The 16626-nt window shown below is 72.5% G+C and carries 17 protein-coding genes; 7 read left to right on the plus strand and 10 right to left on the minus strand.

Going from position 1 to position 16626, the window contains the following annotated elements:
- Nucleotides 1-53: 53 nt before the first annotated feature.
- Complete coding sequence (locus FHX39_RS15860; protein ID WP_183339993.1) at nucleotides 54-749, plus strand: GntR family transcriptional regulator; 696 nt, start codon at nucleotides 54-56, stop codon at nucleotides 747-749.
- Here FHX39_RS15860 and FHX39_RS15865 read toward each other — a convergent pair.
- A complete protein-coding gene (locus tag FHX39_RS15865; RefSeq protein ID WP_183339996.1) occupies nucleotides 664-2040 on the minus strand; it encodes a HupE/UreJ family protein in 1377 nt (458 codons plus the stop codon). The two genes, FHX39_RS15860 and FHX39_RS15865, sit on opposite strands and share 86 nt — an antisense overlap.
- Nucleotides 2040-3302 carry a DUF3500 domain-containing protein gene (locus FHX39_RS15870; protein ID WP_183339998.1) on the minus strand — a complete coding sequence of 421 codons (1263 nt, stop codon included), beginning with the start codon at nucleotides 3300-3302 and terminating at the stop codon, nucleotides 2040-2042. Before FHX39_RS15870 ends, FHX39_RS15865 begins: the two co-directional genes overlap by 1 nt.
- A 270-nt stretch (nucleotides 3303-3572) precedes the next feature.
- Between FHX39_RS15870 and FHX39_RS15875 the strand changes: the two genes are divergently transcribed.
- From FHX39_RS15875 to FHX39_RS15885, 3 genes are read left to right on the plus strand one after another with little or no spacing between them, the layout of a single operon-like run.
- Nucleotides 3573-4616: an amidohydrolase family protein gene (locus FHX39_RS15875; RefSeq protein ID WP_183340001.1), complete on the plus strand. Its 1044-nt coding sequence runs from the start codon at nucleotides 3573-3575 to the stop codon at nucleotides 4614-4616.
- Nucleotides 4613-5428 carry an iron-sulfur cluster assembly protein gene (locus tag FHX39_RS15880; RefSeq protein WP_183340003.1) on the plus strand — a complete coding sequence of 272 codons (816 nt, stop codon included), beginning with the start codon at nucleotides 4613-4615 and terminating at the stop codon, nucleotides 5426-5428. The genes FHX39_RS15875 and FHX39_RS15880 overlap by 4 nt, the downstream gene beginning before the upstream one ends.
- A 1-nt stretch (nucleotide 5429) precedes the next feature.
- Nucleotides 5430-6455 carry an NAD(P)-dependent alcohol dehydrogenase gene (locus FHX39_RS15885; protein WP_183340006.1) on the plus strand — a complete coding sequence of 342 codons (1026 nt, stop codon included), beginning with the start codon at nucleotides 5430-5432 and terminating at the stop codon, nucleotides 6453-6455.
- A 41-nt stretch (nucleotides 6456-6496) separates the two neighbouring features.
- Here FHX39_RS15885 and FHX39_RS15890 read toward each other — a convergent pair whose 3' ends face one another.
- The 8 genes from FHX39_RS15890 to FHX39_RS15925 are packed head-to-tail and all read right to left on the minus strand — an operon-like array spanning nucleotide 6497 to nucleotide 14199.
- Complete coding sequence (locus FHX39_RS15890; RefSeq protein ID WP_198423436.1) at nucleotides 6497-7261, minus strand: SDR family NAD(P)-dependent oxidoreductase; 765 nt, start codon at nucleotides 7259-7261, stop codon at nucleotides 6497-6499.
- Nucleotides 7258-8040 (minus strand): SDR family NAD(P)-dependent oxidoreductase, encoded by a 783-nt coding sequence (locus tag FHX39_RS15895; RefSeq protein ID WP_183340008.1) that lies wholly within the window; start codon nucleotides 8038-8040, stop codon nucleotides 7258-7260. Before FHX39_RS15895 ends, FHX39_RS15890 begins: the two co-directional genes overlap by 4 nt.
- Entirely contained in the window at nucleotides 8037-9530 is a 1494-nt protein-coding gene (locus tag FHX39_RS15900) for a gamma-aminobutyraldehyde dehydrogenase (protein ID WP_183340010.1), read from the minus strand. Before FHX39_RS15900 ends, FHX39_RS15895 begins: the two co-directional genes overlap by 4 nt.
- A 43-nt stretch (nucleotides 9531-9573) precedes the next feature.
- On the minus strand, nucleotides 9574-10635 hold the full coding sequence (locus tag FHX39_RS15905) for a proline racemase family protein (protein ID WP_183340012.1): 1062 nt from the start codon (nucleotides 10633-10635) through the stop codon (nucleotides 9574-9576).
- 1 nt (nucleotide 10636) lies between these two features.
- On the minus strand, nucleotides 10637-11542 hold the full coding sequence (locus FHX39_RS15910) for a dihydrodipicolinate synthase family protein (protein ID WP_183340014.1): 906 nt from the start codon (nucleotides 11540-11542) through the stop codon (nucleotides 10637-10639).
- A gap of 25 nt (nucleotides 11543-11567) precedes the next feature.
- The gene (locus FHX39_RS15915; protein WP_332836871.1) at nucleotides 11568-12869 is read right to left on the minus strand and encodes an NAD(P)/FAD-dependent oxidoreductase; all 1302 of its coding nucleotides are present in this window, start codon (nucleotides 12867-12869) and stop codon (nucleotides 11568-11570) included.
- Nucleotides 12866-13459 carry a short chain dehydrogenase gene (locus FHX39_RS15920; protein ID WP_183340016.1) on the minus strand — a complete coding sequence of 198 codons (594 nt, stop codon included), beginning with the start codon at nucleotides 13457-13459 and terminating at the stop codon, nucleotides 12866-12868. The genes FHX39_RS15915 and FHX39_RS15920 overlap by 4 nt, the downstream gene beginning before the upstream one ends.
- A complete protein-coding gene (locus tag FHX39_RS15925; protein ID WP_183340018.1) occupies nucleotides 13456-14199 on the minus strand; it encodes a GntR family transcriptional regulator in 744 nt (247 codons plus the stop codon). The genes FHX39_RS15920 and FHX39_RS15925 overlap by 4 nt, the downstream gene beginning before the upstream one ends.
- A gap of 123 nt (nucleotides 14200-14322) precedes the next feature.
- Here FHX39_RS15925 and FHX39_RS15930 point away from each other — a divergent pair, with 123 nt between their 5' ends.
- The 3 genes from FHX39_RS15930 (at nucleotide 14323) to FHX39_RS15940 (ending at nucleotide 16584) form a co-directional block, all read left to right on the plus strand.
- Nucleotides 14323-14736 carry a hypothetical protein gene (locus FHX39_RS15930; RefSeq protein WP_183340020.1) on the plus strand — a complete coding sequence of 138 codons (414 nt, stop codon included), beginning with the start codon at nucleotides 14323-14325 and terminating at the stop codon, nucleotides 14734-14736.
- Between the two features lie 19 nt (nucleotides 14737-14755).
- Nucleotides 14756-15136, plus strand: coding sequence for a hypothetical protein (locus FHX39_RS15935; RefSeq protein ID WP_183340022.1), 381 nt, complete (start codon nucleotides 14756-14758; stop codon nucleotides 15134-15136).
- Between the two features lie 77 nt (nucleotides 15137-15213).
- The gene (locus FHX39_RS15940) at nucleotides 15214-16584 is read left to right on the plus strand and encodes an HNH endonuclease signature motif containing protein (RefSeq protein ID WP_183340024.1); all 1371 of its coding nucleotides are present in this window, start codon (nucleotides 15214-15216) and stop codon (nucleotides 16582-16584) included.
- Nucleotides 16585-16626 lie beyond the last annotated feature (42 nt).

The following is a 16626-nucleotide window of genomic DNA, read 5'->3' on the forward strand; positions in this document are numbered from 1 at the left end:
ATCCTAGATGTGATCACAGATCAGAAGCAAGCCCCGTCAGGTACGGTCTGCTCATGACCCTGGCTCCCCTCGGCGAGACCTCGCTGGTGACCGACCGGGTCTACGGCGCCATCCGTGAGGGCATCCGCAGTGGCGAGATCGCGGCCGGGTCACGGCTCCGGCTGCGCGACCTCGCCGCCCAGCTCGGCACCAGCCCGATGCCGGTCCGGGAGGCGATCGGCCGGCTCGAGCAGAACGGCCTCGTCGTCCGGACCCCGCACCGCGGCGCGGTCGTCGCCGACCTCACGCCGGCGGAGCTCGCGCACGTCTACGCCACCCGGCTCCTGCTCGAGGTGGAGGCGACCCGCCTGGGGTGCCGCTCCGTCGCGGCCGAAGACGTCGCCCGGATGCGCGTGGCGGACGAGCGGATGCGGGCGGCCGTCGCCGCCGGCCGGGTCAGCGAGGCCCTGGACGCCGACGAGGAGCTCCTCTCGGTCCTCTACGCCGCGGGCGGCAACCCCGTGCTCGTCGGCCTGGTCGAGGACCTGTGGCAGCGGTGCCGCGCCTTCAAGCTGCTGGGTGCCGACGGCGCCGGTTCGCTCCACCCCGACCACGGGGCGTGGTCGACCCAGCGCCGCCTGCTCGAGGCGGTCGAGGCGCGCGACGTCGAGGCGGCGGTCGCGGTCACCCGCGAGTCGCTGGAGTCGTCGCAGGAGCGGATCCGGGTGATGCTCGCCGAGAGCCCCGGCGACCCGCGCCAGCCGCACTAGCCGCGCCGGAGCGGCGGACCTGCAGGAGCGCCACGACCCAGAGCACGACGACGACCAGGACGGCCACGGAACCGAGCCGGTCGGCGAGGTCGGCGACCGGGTTCGCCACCCCAAGACGCGCCAGGACCCAGCCGATCGCCGCGACCCCGGTGAGGGCGGCCGCGCCGACGCGCAGGGTGCTGTAGCGACCTGCCCGCGCCAGCAGGACCAGCGGCGGCAGCACCAGGGCGACGACGACGAGCTGCATGAGCTCGATGCCGAGGTTGAAGCCGACCAGCGACAGCACCAGGCGACCGCCGGTGAGGTCGAGCGCGCGGAGGGTCTCGGAGAAGGCCAGGCCGTGGACGAGCCCGAAGCACCCGGCGACGAGCGCCTCGCGCCCGGGGAACAGCGGCCGTCCGGCGTGCACGGCGGCGACCAGGATGCTCACCGCGATCAGCACCTCGACGGCCTGCTGCGGGACGGGCACGCCGATCGCACCCGCAGCGAGGGTGACCGAGTGCCCGAACGTGAAGGCGAGGGTGATGCGGGCGATCCGACCGAGCGCCGAGCGCGCTGTGACCGGACCGCCCCACCGACGCGGACCCGACGCGGAGACCAGCAACGGGGCCGGCAGGAGCAGGGTGAGCAGGAACAGCTGGTGGTCGGTGCCCTCACGGATGTGCTGGATCCCGAGAACCACCATGCTGGTGAGGCCCCGGAGGTCGCTGCCCGACCCGAGGTCCACGTGCAGCGGCACCACCGTGCCCGTGACCGTGTCGCGCACGACGGTGCCGACCTCGTACGGGGCCGAGACCTGCCCGCCCGACCAGTCGGAGCTGACGGTCACGATCACGGTGTGGGTCGCGACGCGGTCGACCACCGCGTCGTAGCCGAGGTCGAACGAGCGCACGTCGGCCCCCGCCGGCGGGGTGAGGGTGAGCAGCACGCGCACCTCCCGGTAGAGCCCCGTCGTCCGGGCGTCCCCGGCCCCCGAGACGGTCGGGGCACCCGCGACGACCGACCACGCCCGACCGTCGTCGCTGGTCGGGCGTACGTGGGCCACGAGGTAGGCGTCGATCGCCGAGGCCTGGGCGGTGACCGCGGCCTCGGAGGCGTCGCCGAGGTCGAGGCCGCTCGCCGCCGTCAGGTCGTCGACGGGGATGGAGACCTGCGCCTCGACCGCGTCCGCACCGACCACGAGCTGCACCGTCGAGGTGGGCAGCACGTGCGCGGACGCGGTGCCCGTCCCCAGGACGAGCACCACGAACGCCAGCGACACCGCCGCCAGGGCGCGGGTGAGCGTCCGCATCAGCTCCTCGTGCCGCCGTAGTCCGTGGTCCGGTCGCGCCACACCGAGTGCGGGTGGTTGCCGGCGAGCACGATGCCGTGCTGCATCGAGAACTCGATCCACACCGACGGACCGTCGATGCGGACGTAGTCGTTCTGCTCGGTGAGGGCGACGGTGCCCGCGTACGCCACGTAGGTGTCGGCGAGCTCGTCCGAGTACCGGGCCAGGATCGTCTTCGCATCGGCGTCGGCGATGTCCTCGACGTACGAGGCGATCGCGGCGGTCACGAGCTTCTGCTGGGCCGCCGAGAACTCGGAGACCTGTACGCCCTCCTTCGACGTCGGGAAGGCCCAGTCCTTGCCCGGCGTGAGGACCAGGTCGGTGAACGTGTCGCTCAGCTTCGCCTTCGCCAGCTGGTCGGCGCCCAGGCCGGTGAGCAGCGCCGTGAAGGCGGCCTCCTTGACCTTCATCGGCTCGTTGGTCCGGCCGTCGAGGTCGAAGGCCCCGTTCGGCTCGATGCCGCGGAACGACGGCGTCGCGCCGGCGAGCTGGCCGTCGGTGTAGGTGTTCGCGACGGCCAGGTGGTGCCCGCCGAACTGCAGCTCCCACGTCCCCGAGTCCTGCGGGCTGCCGAGGAGGGCCACGTAGTAGTTCTTGCGGCCGTAGTCGTCGCCCCCGCCGTTCGCCGCGAGATAGTCGTCGGCGTTGAGGTGCTGCTCGATCGCGTCGTAGCCGGTGCCCGTGCCGCTCCCCGTCGCGGCCTTAATCATCGCCGTGAAGGCGGCGAGCTGGTCCTCGGTGAGGTCGCCGAGGCTGAGCCCGACACGGGACTGGCTGCCCCCGCCTGCGCCGCCCGAACCGCCCCCGGCGGGCCCACCGCTCGGCATCCCCGACGGGCGTCCCGAACCGTCCCCGTCAGGACCGCCGCTGGGCATCCCGGAGGGCATCCCACCCCCGCCGCCCGTGCTGCCGCCCAGCAGGCCCTGGGGCAGGTTCGACCAACGCTCGGCGGTCGCCAGGGAGTAGTCGAGCAGCACGGTCGGCTGCTGCTCGGGGGTGAGGGTCTTGTAGAAAGCCTGGGCGAACGCGGCCACGCTCCCGGCGGCGGCCGCCCCGGTCGCCACCGCGCTCGACGCCGCGGAAGCGGTCGACGAGGCGCTCGAGCTGGCGGGCCCGATGGTGGAACCGGAGCAGGCGGCGAGTCCGGCGACCGCGACCGGCACGATTCCCAGGAACCAGCGCCGGGACAGGGGGCGTTCTCTCAGCGAGTTCTTCGATGTCATGCCGCGGACGGTAGTGAGCGAACCTGGCTGGATTCTTGGCGCTCCTGTGCGTCGGCTGTGCCGATCGACCGAGACCAGTCGCACACGACCGACCCCCGTGAGACCCAGGTCACCCCGCCGGGTTACCGTCGGCTCAGCGCTGCACCTGCTGGAGCGCTCGCCCCGTCAACCAGCACGCCGGGGCGAGCGGAACGCCCCTTGCGTGCTGGACCGACCGCACCGTCGTGACGAGGTGACGAGGTGCGGACCTGTCGACATGGAGGTCGAGAGATGTACGAGAGCAACGGCGAGAAGTACTTCGTGGTCGACGCGCACATCGCCCTGTGGGACGCGCGGCCCGAGAACCAGCGGAACATCCACGGCAAGCAGTTCATCGACTGCTTCTACGACTACCACCGCAACCTCAGCCCCGCGTCCGAGCTGTGGAGCTACGAGCAGTACCTCTACTACGCCGACCGGCTGATGAAGGACCTCTTCACCGACGGCTACGTCGACCACGCGATCTTCCAGCCCGCCTACCTCGGCGAGTTCTACCACCGTGGCTTCGGCCAGACCGAGGAGGCGTGGGCCCTCACCCAGGCGCACCCGGACAAGCTCACGTACAACCACTCGTACGACCCGCGTAACGGCGAGCAGGGGCTCGACCAGCTGCACCTCGACGCCGAACGCTTCGGCCTCAAGGGCATCAAGCTCTACACCGCGGAGTGGCACGGCGACTCGCGCGGCTACAAGCTGACGGATCCGTGGTCGGTGAAGTACCTCGAGGCGTGCCGCTCGCTCGGGATCAAGAACATCCACGTGCACAAGGGCCCCACCATCCGCCCGCTCGACCGCGACGCGTTCGACGTCGCGGACGTGGACGGCGTGGCCAGCGACTTCACCGACCTCAACTTCGTCGTCGAGCACGTCGGCCTGCCGCGGCTGGAGGACTTCTGCTGGATCGCCACGCAGGAACCCAACGTGTACGGGGGCCTCGCGGTCGCCATCCCCTTCATGCACACCCGGCCCCGCTACTTCGCCCAGATCATCGGCGAGCTCCTCTACTGGATCGGCGAGGACCGGATCCTCTTCTCCAGCGACTACGCGCTGTGGACGCCGAAGTGGCTCGTCGAGACGTTCGTCGACTTCCAGATCCCCGAGGACATGCAGCCCGAGTACTCCGCCATCACCACCGACCAGCGCAAGAAGATCCTCGGCCTCAACGCCGCGGCGCTGTACGACATCCCCGTGCCCGCGCACCTCCAGGTCCAGGCCGCGCCCGACGAGGTCCCCGTGGCCTCGCCCGCCCCCGACCTGCGCGTCCCGGTCGCGTGACCGCGGTCGACCTGCACCCGGTCCGCGCGTCCGACGCGCTCCCGGGTGCCGTGTGGGCCGCCCTCGGCACGGTGATGGACCCCGAGCTCGACGAGCCGATCACCGACCTGGGCTTCGTGGCGAGCCACCACCTGGAGCCCACGGGCGACGGCCGGGTGGACGTCGAGGTGCACCTGCGCCTGCCCACGTCGTTCTGCGCGCCGAACTTCGCCTACCTGATTGCCGCCGACGCCCAGGACGCCCTGACGGCGCTGGACGAGCTGCGCGACGTCGCCGTCTGGCTCGACGACCACCACGACTCGACCAAGATCAACTCGGGTCTGGCGGCGGGCGGCGGCTACCGCGGCACGTTCGAGCACGAGGCTGACGACAGCCTGGACGAGCTGCGGATGATCTTCCGCCGCAAGGCCCACACGGCCGCCATGGAACGTTCCTGCGCGGCCTTGCTGAGGACCTCGTCCTGGACCGTCGCCGACCTGCACACGCTCACGCTGGCCGACCTGCCGTCCGGGCGCACGACCGAGGCGCTCGTCCGCCGACGTCGTGACCTCGGCTTCGCGACCGACCCGGCTGCACTCGTCATGGTCGACGACCACGGCCGGCCGGTGAGCGAGGACCAGGTGCCGTTGCGGCTCCGGTTCGCCCGGACCACCCGGATCTCGGTCGAGGGCAACGCCCACTTCTGCCGCGGCCTGCTGGCCACCCGCTACCCCGGGGCGGAGGAGGACCAGGCGGCCAGCGCGTACGACCCGGCCGTCCCCTCCTCCCTGCCTCCCGCCCCGCCGTCCCCCTCCCACGAGAGCGAGCACTGACATGCGAGCCGTCCAGGTCATCGGCTACCACGACAAGCTTCAGCTGAACGACGTCCCCGAACCCACGGCCGACGGCCCGCTCGACGTGGTCGTCCGCATCGGCGGCGCCGGCGTCTGCCGGACCGACCTGCACATCCTCGAGGGCCAGTGGGCCGAGAAGTCCCAGGTCGCGCTGCCGTACACGATCGGTCACGAGAACGCCGGCTGGGTGCACGCGGTCGGGTCCGCGGTGACGAACGTCGCCGTCGGGGACGCGGTGATCCTGCACCCGCTGGTGACCTGCGGCCTCTGCCGCGCGTGCCGCTTCGGCGACGACGTGCACTGCGAGAACAACCGGTTCCCCGGGATCGACAGCGACGGCGGCTACGCCGAGTACCTGCTGACGACCGCGCGCAGCGTCGTCCCGCTCGGCGACGGGCTGGAGCCCGCGGCCGTGGCCGCCCTCGCCGACGCCGGCCTGACCGCGTACCACGCCGCCGCCAAGGCCGCCCGGATCCTGCATCCCGGCGACTTCTGCGTGATGATCGGCGCCGGCGGGCTGGGCCACATCGGCGTCCAGGTCATGAAGGCGATCTCGGGCGCGACCCTCGTCGTCGTCGACCGCAACCCCGAGGCCCTGACCCTCGCGTCCGAGATCGGGGCCGACCACACCGTCCTCGCCGACGGCGGACACGTGGCCGCGATCCGGGAGCTCACCGGGGGCAAGGGTGCCGAGGCGGTGATCGACTTCGTCGGCGAGGGCGGCGCCACCGCCGAGGGTGTGGCCATGCTGCGTCAGGCCGGCAGCTACTTCGTCGTCGGCTACGGCGAGAACATCAGCGTCCCGACGATCGACATGGTCTCGAGCGAGATCAACCTGATTGGCAACCTCGTCGGCTCCTACAACGACCTCGTCGAGCTCATGGCCCTCGCGGCCCAGGGCAAGGTCACGCTGCACACGAGCACGTACGCGCTGGCCGACTTCCAGCAGGCGATCGACGACCTCGACGCCGGGCGGGTCCGGGGGCGCACGATCCTCGTGCCCTGAGGGGGCGCCCCCACGCCCCGCGTGGGGGGACGGGCTCCGGGTCACCGCACGTAGTCGGCCCCCGTCACGTCGATGGTCGCCCCGGAGGTGTGCCGGGAACGTCCCGAGGCCAGGAAGGCGATGACCTCGGCGACGTCCTCGGGCGGGGTCACCTCGCCCAGGGGCATCGACGCGGCGAGCGCCTCGGCCTCCGGACCGTCGGTCATCATGTCGGTCAGCACCCAGCCGGGCGCGATGTCGTACGCGAGCACGCCGTCGCGGGCGAAGGACCGGGCGATCCCCTTGGTGAGGGACTGGAGCCCGCCCTTCGCCGCCCCGTACGCGAGGTGGTCGGCGTCGTCGCCGCGGTGCGCCGCCCGGCTGGTCACGTTCACGACGATCCCGCCGCCGGAGGCCTGCCACCGCGTGACGGCCAGCCGGCACAACGTCGCCGGAGCGAGCAGGTTGATCATGAGGTTGTCCGCCCAGCCCGCGTCCCAGGCGTCGGCGTCGTCGAGCGGAGAGGCCAGGTAGACGCCGGCGTTGTTCACGAGGACGTCGACGCGGCCGCGCCAGGCCAGCGCCTCGCCCCAGAGCCGGTCCGCCTCCCCCGCCACGGCGAGGTCGGCCGCCAGCACGTGCACGCGCTCCTCGCCGAGCTCCGCGGCCACCGCCTGCGCCGCCGGACCCGACGCACGGTGGTGCAGCACGACGTGGAAGCCGTCGCGGTGCAGCGCACGGACCGCCGCCCTGCCGATGCCGCGCGAGCCGCCGGTGACGAGGACGACCCGGCCGCGGCCCATGGTGCCCTCCCCCAGCCCGCTCACGCGACGGCCTGCGCGCCGGTGATCTCCACGGCCGCGCCGCAGAGGTAGGGCGCCTCGTCCGAGGCCAGGAACGCGACCAGCGCGGCGATCTCCTCGGGCAGCCCGACGCGCCCGTACGGGACGAGCGCGTCCAGGTCGGCCTTGGTGCGACCGCTGCGGGCCAGGTTCGCCTCGAGCATCGGGGTCCAGACCTCCCCCGGGCAGACCGCGTTCACCCGGACCCCGGCCGGCGCGTAGTCGCGGGCGAGGTTCTGGGTGAAGGCCACGACTGCGGCCTTGGAGGTGTTGTACGCGACGTGGCCGGGCGCGGGCGACAGGCCCCACTGCGAGGCCGTGTTGACGATGGCCCCCTGGCCGGCGTTGATCATGGTCGGCAGCACCGCCCGGCACAGGTGCACGAGGGCGTCGACGTTCACGGCGAACGTGGCCGCCCAGTCGTCCGCGGCCAGGTCGAGCAGCGCACCGCGCCGATTGACGCCCGCGTTGTTGACCAGGACGTCGAGGCGGCCGTGCTCGTCGACCACGTCACGCACGGCGGCGGCGCAGGCGTCGGGGTCGGTGAGGTCGAACGCCCGCACCTCCGCCCGCCCGCCGGCCAGCACGAGGTCCTCGACCACCCGGGCGCACGCGTCGGCGTCGCGGTCGGCGACCTGCACGACCGCACCCTCCGCCGCGAGCCGCCCGGCGATGGCCGTGCCGATGCCGCCGACCGCGCCGGTGATCAGGCAGACCTGGTCGACGAAGCGCCGCGCGGTGGACGTCGTCGGCTGCTTGATCATCGGTCTCCCCCGCCCTGCGGGCCCGTGAAGACCGTCCGGTGCCACGGCTTGGCCGCGACGCCGGTGAGGTCGAACATGACGTGCTTGACCACGGTGTAGTCCTCGAACGAGTAGGTCGACATGTCCTTGCCGAAGCCCGACTCCTTCATCCCGCCGTGCGGCATCTCGCTGATGATCGGGATGTGGTCGTTGACCCACACGCAGCCGGCGCGGATCTCGCGCGTCGCCCGCAGCGCGCGGTAGACGTCGCGGGTCCAGGCGGAGGCGGCCAGCCCGTACGGGGTGTCGTTGGCCAGGGTGATCGCCTCGTCGTCGGTGTCGAAGGGCAGGACGACGAGCACCGGTCCGAAGATCTCGTCGCGCACGACCTCGCTGGTCAGCCCGGCGTCGGCGATCAGCGTCGGCGCGTAGTAGGAGCCCGCGGCGAGGCCACCGCCGGGGACGGTGCCGCCGGTGACCACGCGGGCGTACGCGCGGGACCGGTCGACGAGGGCGGCCACGCGGTCGCGGTGGGCCGTGCTGATCAGGGGACCGAGGTCGGTGGCCGGGTCCTGCGTCGGGCCGAGGCGCACGGAGGCGAACAGGTCCGCGACGCCCTCGACGAAGCGGTCGTGGAGCGAGCGGTGCACGATCGCGCGGGTCGCCGCCGTGCAGTCCTGACCGGTGTTGATCAGGCTCGCCGCGACGGCGCCCTGGATCGCGGCGTCGAGGTCGGCGTCGTCGAACACCACGAACGGAGCCTTGCCGCCGAGCTCGAGGTGCACCCGCTTGGCCGTGGTCGCCGCGGCCTCGAGGACCGTACGTCCGACGCGCGTCGAGCCGGTGAACGAGACCATGTCGACCTGCGGGTGCCGCAGCAGGTGCGCGCCGCAGTCGACGCCGGTCCCGGTCAGCACGTTGAAGACCCCGTCGGGGATCCCGGCCTGCGTGGCCAGCTCCGCGAACCGCAGCGTCGTCAGCGGCGTCAGCTCCGACGGCTTGAGCACGATGGTGTTGCCGGCGGCCACGGCGGGCAGGACCTTCCAGGCCGCCATCTGCAGGGGGTAGTTCCACGGGGCGATGGAGCCGACGACGCCGACGGGCTCGCGCCGGATCGAGCTGGTGTGGTCGGCCGAGTACTCCGCGGTCGCCTGGCCCTCCAGGGTCCGCGCGGCGCCGGCGAAGAACGCCGTGTTGTCGATCGTGCCCGGGACGTCGAACTCGCGGGCGAGCCGGATCGGCTTGCCGGCCTGGCGACTCTCGGTCTGCGCCAGCTCCTCGGCTTCCGCCTCGAGCAGGAAGGCGAGCGAACGCAGCACCGCGGAACGTTCGCCCGGGGTCGCACCGGACCAGGCCGGGAAGGCCGCCCGCGCCGCGGCGACCGCGGCCTCCACGTCGTCCGGTCCGGCGAGCGTGATCTCGTCGACCACCTCGCCCGTCGAGGGGTCCCGGACCACGTCGCGGGCCCCGGTCAGGGCCTCCCGGCGCTGCCCGTCGATGTACTGGCTCACTCGTGCTCGCTCTCTCTGCGTCTGCTGGGCTCGTCGACGGGGCTCAGAGCCCGGGGGCCCAGATGTCGCCGACGCTGAAGCCGGCGGGGAAGGGATCGGTGTCGTCGAGCACCCAGGTCGAGCGGCCGGTCACCCAGCCGCTGCCGGTGATGGTGGGCAGGACGGCCTCGTACGCGCCGAGGGTCGTCGTCCCGAGCAGCTCGCCGACGAACTCGGTGCCGATGACGCTGAGGTGGGAGAACTTCTCGCCGATCTCCAGCTGACCGCGGGCGTGCAGCGCGGCCATCCGCCCACACGTCCCGGTGCCGCACGGCGAGCGGTCGAGCGCACCCGTCCACGTGCTGGGGTCGTCGGCGCGCAGACGGCCCTGGGTGAGGACGACCGCGTTGCGGTCCTGCACGCCGGGCTGACGGTCGCCGGAGTGCAGCATGATGTTGCCGACCGCGTCGATGTCGGGGTTCAGCGGGTGGCGCACGTCCAGCTGCTCGAGCGCCGCGAGCTTGAGCAGCGCGCCCGCCCGGGTGAGCTCGCGGCCCCGGTCCGGGTCGATCGTCAGACCCATCGCGGCTGCGGGGGCCTGGACGAAGAAGCCGCCGCCGAACACCACGTCGACCGCGACCGTCCCGAAGGTCGGCACCTCGAGCGGCACGTCCAGGCCGACGACGAACGCCGGGACGTTGGCGACGGTGACGCTGCGGACCTTGCCGCCCGAGACGACCGCCTCGGTCTCGACCGTGCCCACCGCGGTGTCGATGCGGACCCGGGTGACGGGCTCGAGCATCGGCACGATCCCGCTCTCCAGGACCGCGGTCACGGTGCAGATCGTGTTGCTGCCCGACATCGGGGTGAAGCCGCCCTGCTCGAGCACGACGATGCCGAGGTCCGAACCCGGCTCGACCGGCGGCAGCACGAGCACCGCGCACAGCCCCGGGAAGCCCCGCGGCTCGCGCAGCAGGAACCGCCGGAGGTCGTCGAGGTGGTCGCGGCAGTACGCGAGCCGCTCAGCCATCGTCGCGCCCTGGACCAGCCCGGCGGCGTTGATCACGACACGCCCGGCCTCACCCTCGGCGTGGGCCTCGATGCACTCGAGCTGGAGCTGCCGCATGTCAGGCCTCTGCCGCGGCGAAGGGTCCGAGGACGGCGACGAGACCGGCCCGCTGCTCCACGGACAGCGGCTGCACCGGGGCGCGGGTCGGACCGACCGGGTGCCCGACGAGCTCGAGCGCGGCCTTGACCCCGGAGACGTAGCTGATCGACTCGAGGTAGGAGCTCAGCGCCCACAGGTCGCGCCACTGCTCGCGGGCCGCGCCGAGGTCGCCCTTCACGGCCAGGGTGTCCCACAGCGCGACGGCCTGCTCGGGCACGATGCCCGCCACGCCCCAGACCGAGGCCTCGGCGCCGAGGGCCAGCCCGGTGAACGTGAGGGTGTCCCAGCCGTTGAACGCCTTGATGTCGGCGCTGCGGCTGACGATCAGGTCGGTCAGCGTGACCGCGTCGCCCGAGGTGTCCTTGAGGTAGTCGACGCCGTCGATCGAGCCGAGCTCGGCGATCTGGTCGGCGTCGAGGCGGATACCCGTCGCGCCGGGGACGTTGTAGTAGACGATCGGCAGGGTGGTCGCCGCGGCGACGGCCGACAGGAACACCTTGAGCGCCGTGAAGTCCAGCGGGTCGTAGAACGGCGGCACGAGCATGACGGCGTCCGCGCCGACCCGCTCGCTGTGCTGCACCAGGTCGATCGCGCCGGCGGTGGTCATCGAGCCGACGCCGGCGACGACGGGGACGCGCCCGGCCGCGGCGGCGACGTAGAGCTCGATGACCCGGCGGTGCTCGTCCGGGCTGAGGCTCGTGAACTCCCCCGTCGTCCCGCAGGGCACCAGGCCGTGGATGCCGGCCTCGACCAGTCGGTCGACGAGCGCGGCGAGCGCGACCTCGTCGACGGCCGACCCGTCGGCGGTGAACGGGGTGGGGACGGCGGCGAGGATGCCGGTGAGCCGGGTCTGCTTGCGAGGCACGGTGGGGTCCTTGGTCTGGGGCGGGTCAGGCGGCGTCGGCCGCGAGGTCGCGGCGCGTCGGGGTCCTGCGGACGAGGGCGCGGGTGAAGCGCTGCGGGGCGAAGGGCACGAGCACGTCGGGGGTCTCGCCGTGCAGCACCATCCGGCTGAGGGCGAGCGCGGAGCCCGGGCCGAGGGTGATGCCCTGCATGCCGTGGCCGCTGGAGACGTACGTGTTGGACAGGCTCCCGAGGCGGCCGACGACGGGGATCCCGTCGGGTGTCATCGGGCGGATGCCGGCCTTCGGCGTGACAGGCCCGGCCGGCGGGGTCCAGTCGCGGAAGTACGCGCTCGGCGCCCGCAGGATCGCGCCGACGCGCACCTGGTTGAGCTCCTCGTCGAGCCCGGCGAACTCCATCGTCCCCGCGAGGCGCAGGTTGCGGGCGAGGGGCGTCACCGCGACCTTGGCGTCGGAGAGGTTGACCGAGCTGCGCAGGTCGTACGGCTCCACGTCGATGCTGTAGCCCTTGCCCGGCCGGACCGGGAGCGGCACCCCGAGGAGCCGCGAGATCGGGCCGGTCCAGGCGCCGGCGGCGAGGACGTACGCGTCGCCGCCGACCTGCTGCCCACCGGCGGTGATGCTCCGGATCCCGTCGCCGCCGGAGGCCCAGCCGTGCTCCGCGCCGTCGATCGGTGCGTTCTCGAGGATCGTCACGCCGAGCTCGAGCAGCCGGCGGTGCAGCGCACCCATCAGGGCCGGCGGGTCGAGGTGCTCCTCGCGCGGGAAGTAGATGCCGCCGATCACCCGGTCGGAGAGCTTGGGCTCCTGGACCCGGACGTCGTCGCCGACCAGGACCTGCGGGTCCCGGTCGAAGCGGCGGGCCAGCTCGAGGAGCCCACGGTGGTGCTCGAGGTTGTGCGGGTCGGTGAAGGCCATCAGGAGGCCGTCGTGACGCAGCTCGAAGTCCAGCCCGTCGCTGCGGTAGCGGTCGTACGCCTCGCCCGAGCTCGCCGCGAGGCGCAGGTGGGCCTCGAAGCCGGCCTGCTGCGCGGGCGCGTTGCAGCTGCGCCACATGCCGAGCATGAACTTGACGAACTGCGGGTCGAGCGACGGTCGGATGTAGAGCGGGCTGTCGCGACGCAGCATCCAGCGCAGGGAGGTGCTGATCATCCCGGGCCCCGGGACGGGGGCCGACTCCGCCGGGCAGACCCAGCCGGCGTTGACCTCGGCCGCACCCTGACCCGTACGCCGGGCGTCGACGAGCGTGACGCGCGCGCCGTCCGTGGCCAGCTGGTAGGCGGTCATGAGCCCGATGGCCCCACCGCCGATGACGACGACGTGGGTCACAGCGCGAAGACCTGTCCGGTCTGGACCCCGTGGACGGACTTCACGAACGCCCGGCCGACCTCGGCGGCCGGCACGGGGACGAAGCCGGGGAAGGACGAGTGGTAGCCGGTGGCCTCGGTCAGCACCGTGGGGCTGACCGCGTTGATGCGCAGACCACGAGGCAGCTCGGCCGCGGCGGAGATGACGAACGACTCGAGCGCACCGTTCGCCATGGCGGCGGCCGCGCCGGTGCGGATCGGCTCCCGGGCGAGGATGCCGGTCGTCAGGGTGATCGAGCCGCCGTCGGGGAGGTGAGGGGTCCCGATCCGGACGACGTCGAGCTGGGCGGCGACCTTGCCGAGGTAGGCGGACCGGTAGTCGTCCGCGGTCAGGTCGGCGAGGGGCTTGAAGGGCACGGAGCCGACCGCGGACACGACGGCGTCCACGCTGCCGATCCGCTCGAAGAGGGCCTGGATCGACTCGGGCTCGGTCAGGTCGACCGCCAGCTCCGAGCTCTTCGAGGCGCGGAGCACCTCGTCGCCGAACGCCTCGAGGGCGTCGGCCGCGGCTCCCCCGACCAGGCCGGTGGCGCCGATGACCAGGATCTTCATGCGGGTGTCCTCACGTTCTTCTCGTGCTGGTCCGTCGGGTCGCGCAGCGCGATCAGCTCGTCGACGCTGGCGATGGTGTGCTCGCGGAACGTCGTCTCGACCCGTACCTCGAGACCGCTCCCCAACGCGTCCATGAGGTCGCGGTGCAGGCGATGGGAACGTTCCGGGTCGTGACGGACGGCCTGGTCCTGCGCCAGCGCGATGGTCATGTGGGCCTGGATGACCGGCCAGAGCTGGTCGAGCACCACGTTGTCGGCCGCGCTCCAGATCGCCCGGTGAAACGCCAGGTGACCCTCGTGCCGGACGACCGGGTCGTCGTCGAACGCGCTGCTCTCGAAGGCGGCCCAAGCCAGCCGGACGGCGCCCAGCCGCCGACCGGTCGTGTCGTCGAGGACGGCGCGCGCGGCGAGCAGGTCGAGCGCCACCCGCGTGCGGGCCAGGTCGCGGAGCGCGGCCGCGTCGAGGTCGGCCACCCGCAACCCGCGGTAGGGCTCCGCGACGACGAGCCCCTCCTGCGCGAGCTGGCCCAGTGCCTCCCGCACGGTGGCCCGGCTGACCTGGAGGTCGGCGGCCAGGGACAGCTCGGTGAGCTTGTCCCCCGGCCGCAGCGCTCCGACGACGATGCCGCGGCGGATCTGCGCCAGAACGGCTTCGCGGCGCGAGATCGAGGCCACCGGGGCGAGCGCGGGACGCAGCGCGTCCTCCTCGTCCCTCAGCTCTTCGTTCACCGGCTGCGCCATGAATCAGACGCTAGCAGCCGATTGTCTGACAATCAACGTTCTTGGCTCGACCGCCAAGTTTGCGCCGCCATGACACCCTCGGAACCACTGCTTGTCGCCTGCCCTCTTCCCCCAGGAGCACCCATGTCCACCACCGCCGACGCACCCGCACGCGCGGGCGCACCCGCCGCCTCCGGCCTCGTCCGTGCGTTCCAGGTCTTCGCCGCCCTGTCCGTCGTGAACGTGCTCGTGCAGTTCATCAGCGCGGGGCAGCTGTTCCCGAACGGTGGACCCGAGGAGGTGCACGCCGCCGGCGCGATCGTGCTCCACGTCCTCAGTGGCCTGGCGGCGATCGCCGCCGTCCTCCTCTGGCGGCAGGGACGCGTGTCCATCGCCACGGCAGCACTCGCGGCGATCGTGTTCGCGTACACGTTCCTGCAGGCCTACTGGGGCGGCTACTCCAGCCTGTGGATCCACGTCCCCGGCGCCATGCTGCTCACCGTCGGCGTCGTCTGGGTCCTGTTCGCCAGCCTGCGGCGGGCTGCTCCCCGGGCCTGATCCTCGAAGGAGCAGTCGCGTGAACCCGCGGGACGAGCTGGTGCCGGTCGAGCTGACGGAGGACGGGCTGGATCTCCTGCGTGCGGGACTGCACGTGTGGGGAGGTCCTGTCACCTGCACCCAGGAAATGGCTGTGGCGATGGGCTTCGACGGGCTGGACGACTTCCGGGCCGAGAGGAAGCGCATCTACGGGAGCCTGTGGCCAAGCGCATCACTCTCGCGGATCGACTGGACGCGAGCGTTGCTCTGCACGGAGATCGCCTTCACGAGCTACGTCGCCGGGGCTGCCTGGGACTGGCGCATCGTCACGGGATTTGACGATCCAGAAGCACTTCGCATCCTGCGAGACCTGCAGCAGAGGTTCAGCCGAGCCCGCGCACTCGTCGCGATCAACACCTAGGCACATCTGGCTGAGCCCGTGTGGACACCTTCGAACGTGTGTTCGAAACTGTCAGCGGGCCTCCATAGGTTGAAGCCATGGAAATCGAGGGCGGCGAGAGCGGTGCGGCGATGCCCGTCGACGACGCCCTCGACGACTTCGTCGGGGCGCTCGACCAGCTGATCGGGGTCGTCGAGGCCGGCGGGTTGGACGGCCTCGACAAGGCAGGGCTGGTCGGGTTCCTGCAACGGTTCGAGCAGACGCGGAACCGGATGTCGCTCATCGACCACCGCGCGGTCCGGGTGGCCGAGTCGGTCCGGCTGGCCGAGACGGTCGGGCAGCCGAACCTGCCCGCCACCCTCGCCTGGGTGCTGCGCCTGTCCCGCGGGGAGGCGGCCCGGCGGGTCCGTGCCGCCGAGGCCGTCGGCGAGCGGGTCGCCATGACCGGCGAGGAGCTCGGGCCGTTGCGGCCGGCGCTGGCGGCGGCGCAGCGGGCCGGGGACGTCAGCCCCGAGCAGGTCGATGTGTGCGTCCGTGCGCTGGAGGGTGTGGACCGGCGCGGGTTCGACCCGGCCGATCTCGATCTCGGCGACCGGCTCCTCGCCGAGTACGCCGTGACGTTCGGGCCGAAAGAGCTGCGGGTGATCGCTCAGCAGGTCGTCGACCGGATCGACCCCGACGGCACCGTCCCGGCCGAACAGCTCAACACCGAACGACGCCACCTCGCCTTCCGCAAGCTCACCGACGGCATGTACGCCGTCGAAGGCCGCCTCACCGGCGAGCTCGGCGCCAAGCTCCACGCCGTCCTCGGCCCGCTGGCCAAGCCACGGTTGGAGACGGTCGTCCTCGAGGACGGACGCACCGTCGAGGAACCCGACCCGCGCCACCACGGCCAGCGCTCCCACGACGCGTTGGGCGAGGTGTGCGACCGGCTCCTGCGCTCCGGCACCTTGCCCGACTCCGGCGGCACCCCCGCCACCGTCATCGTCACCATCCCCGAGGACGACCTCCAGGCCCGCGCCCGCTGGGGTGTGACCAGCGACGGCACCATGCTGTCGACCGAGACGATCGTCCGCCTTGCCGACCAGGCCGACGTCTACCCGGCCGTCCTCACCAAGACCGGCGTCGTCCTCCAGCTCGGCCGCACCCGCCGTCTCGCGACCAACGGCCAGACCGTCGCCCTGATCGCCCGCGACGGCGGCTGCTCGTTCCCCGGCTGCGACCGGCCGCCTGAGTGGTGCGAACGCCACCACGTCACCGAGTGGAGCCAGGGTGGCCGGACCGACCTGCACAACCTGACCTTGTTGTGCGCCTGGCACCACCACAACTTCGCCGCCCGCGGGTGGACCTGCCACATGATCGACGACCTCCCTGCCTGGATCCCACCGAAGTGGGTCGACCGGGACCAGCGGCCGGTCCTCAACGCCCGCATCCTCGCCCGACAACGCGGACTCGGACTCAGGTGCTGATCGCAACCGGCAGCGAAACCCGCACCGACGGACCCCAGGCGT

This window comes from Microlunatus antarcticus, assembly GCF_014193425.1.
GTDB classification, from domain to species: domain Bacteria; phylum Actinomycetota; class Actinomycetes; order Propionibacteriales; family Propionibacteriaceae; genus Microlunatus; species Microlunatus antarcticus.

Excerpts from the sequence above, each read along its gene's own strand:
- FHX39_RS15860 (WP_183339993.1), top strand. The coding sequence starts at position 54 with ATGACCCTGGCTCCCCTCGGCGAGACCTCGCTGGTGACCGACCGGGTC.
- FHX39_RS15865 (WP_183339996.1), bottom strand. The coding sequence starts at position 2,040 with ATGCGGACGCTCACCCGCGCCCTGGCGGCGGTGTCGCTGGCGTTCGTG.
- FHX39_RS15870 (WP_183339998.1), bottom strand. The coding sequence starts at position 3,302 with ATGACATCGAAGAACTCGCTGAGAGAACGCCCCCTGTCCCGGCGCTGG.
- FHX39_RS15875 (WP_183340001.1), top strand. The coding sequence starts at position 3,573 with ATGTACGAGAGCAACGGCGAGAAGTACTTCGTGGTCGACGCGCACATC.
- FHX39_RS15885 (WP_183340006.1), top strand. The coding sequence starts at position 5,430 with ATGCGAGCCGTCCAGGTCATCGGCTACCACGACAAGCTTCAGCTGAAC.
- FHX39_RS15895 (WP_183340008.1), bottom strand. The coding sequence starts at position 8,040 with ATGATCAAGCAGCCGACGACGTCCACCGCGCGGCGCTTCGTCGACCAG.
- FHX39_RS15905 (WP_183340012.1), bottom strand. The coding sequence starts at position 10,635 with ATGCGGCAGCTCCAGCTCGAGTGCATCGAGGCCCACGCCGAGGGTGAG.
- FHX39_RS15920 (WP_183340016.1), bottom strand. The coding sequence starts at position 13,459 with ATGAAGATCCTGGTCATCGGCGCCACCGGCCTGGTCGGGGGAGCCGCG.
- FHX39_RS15925 (WP_183340018.1), bottom strand. The coding sequence starts at position 14,199 with ATGGCGCAGCCGGTGAACGAAGAGCTGAGGGACGAGGAGGACGCGCTG.
- FHX39_RS15930 (WP_183340020.1), top strand. The coding sequence starts at position 14,323 with ATGTCCACCACCGCCGACGCACCCGCACGCGCGGGCGCACCCGCCGCC.
- FHX39_RS15940 (WP_183340024.1), top strand. The coding sequence starts at position 15,214 with ATGGAAATCGAGGGCGGCGAGAGCGGTGCGGCGATGCCCGTCGACGAC.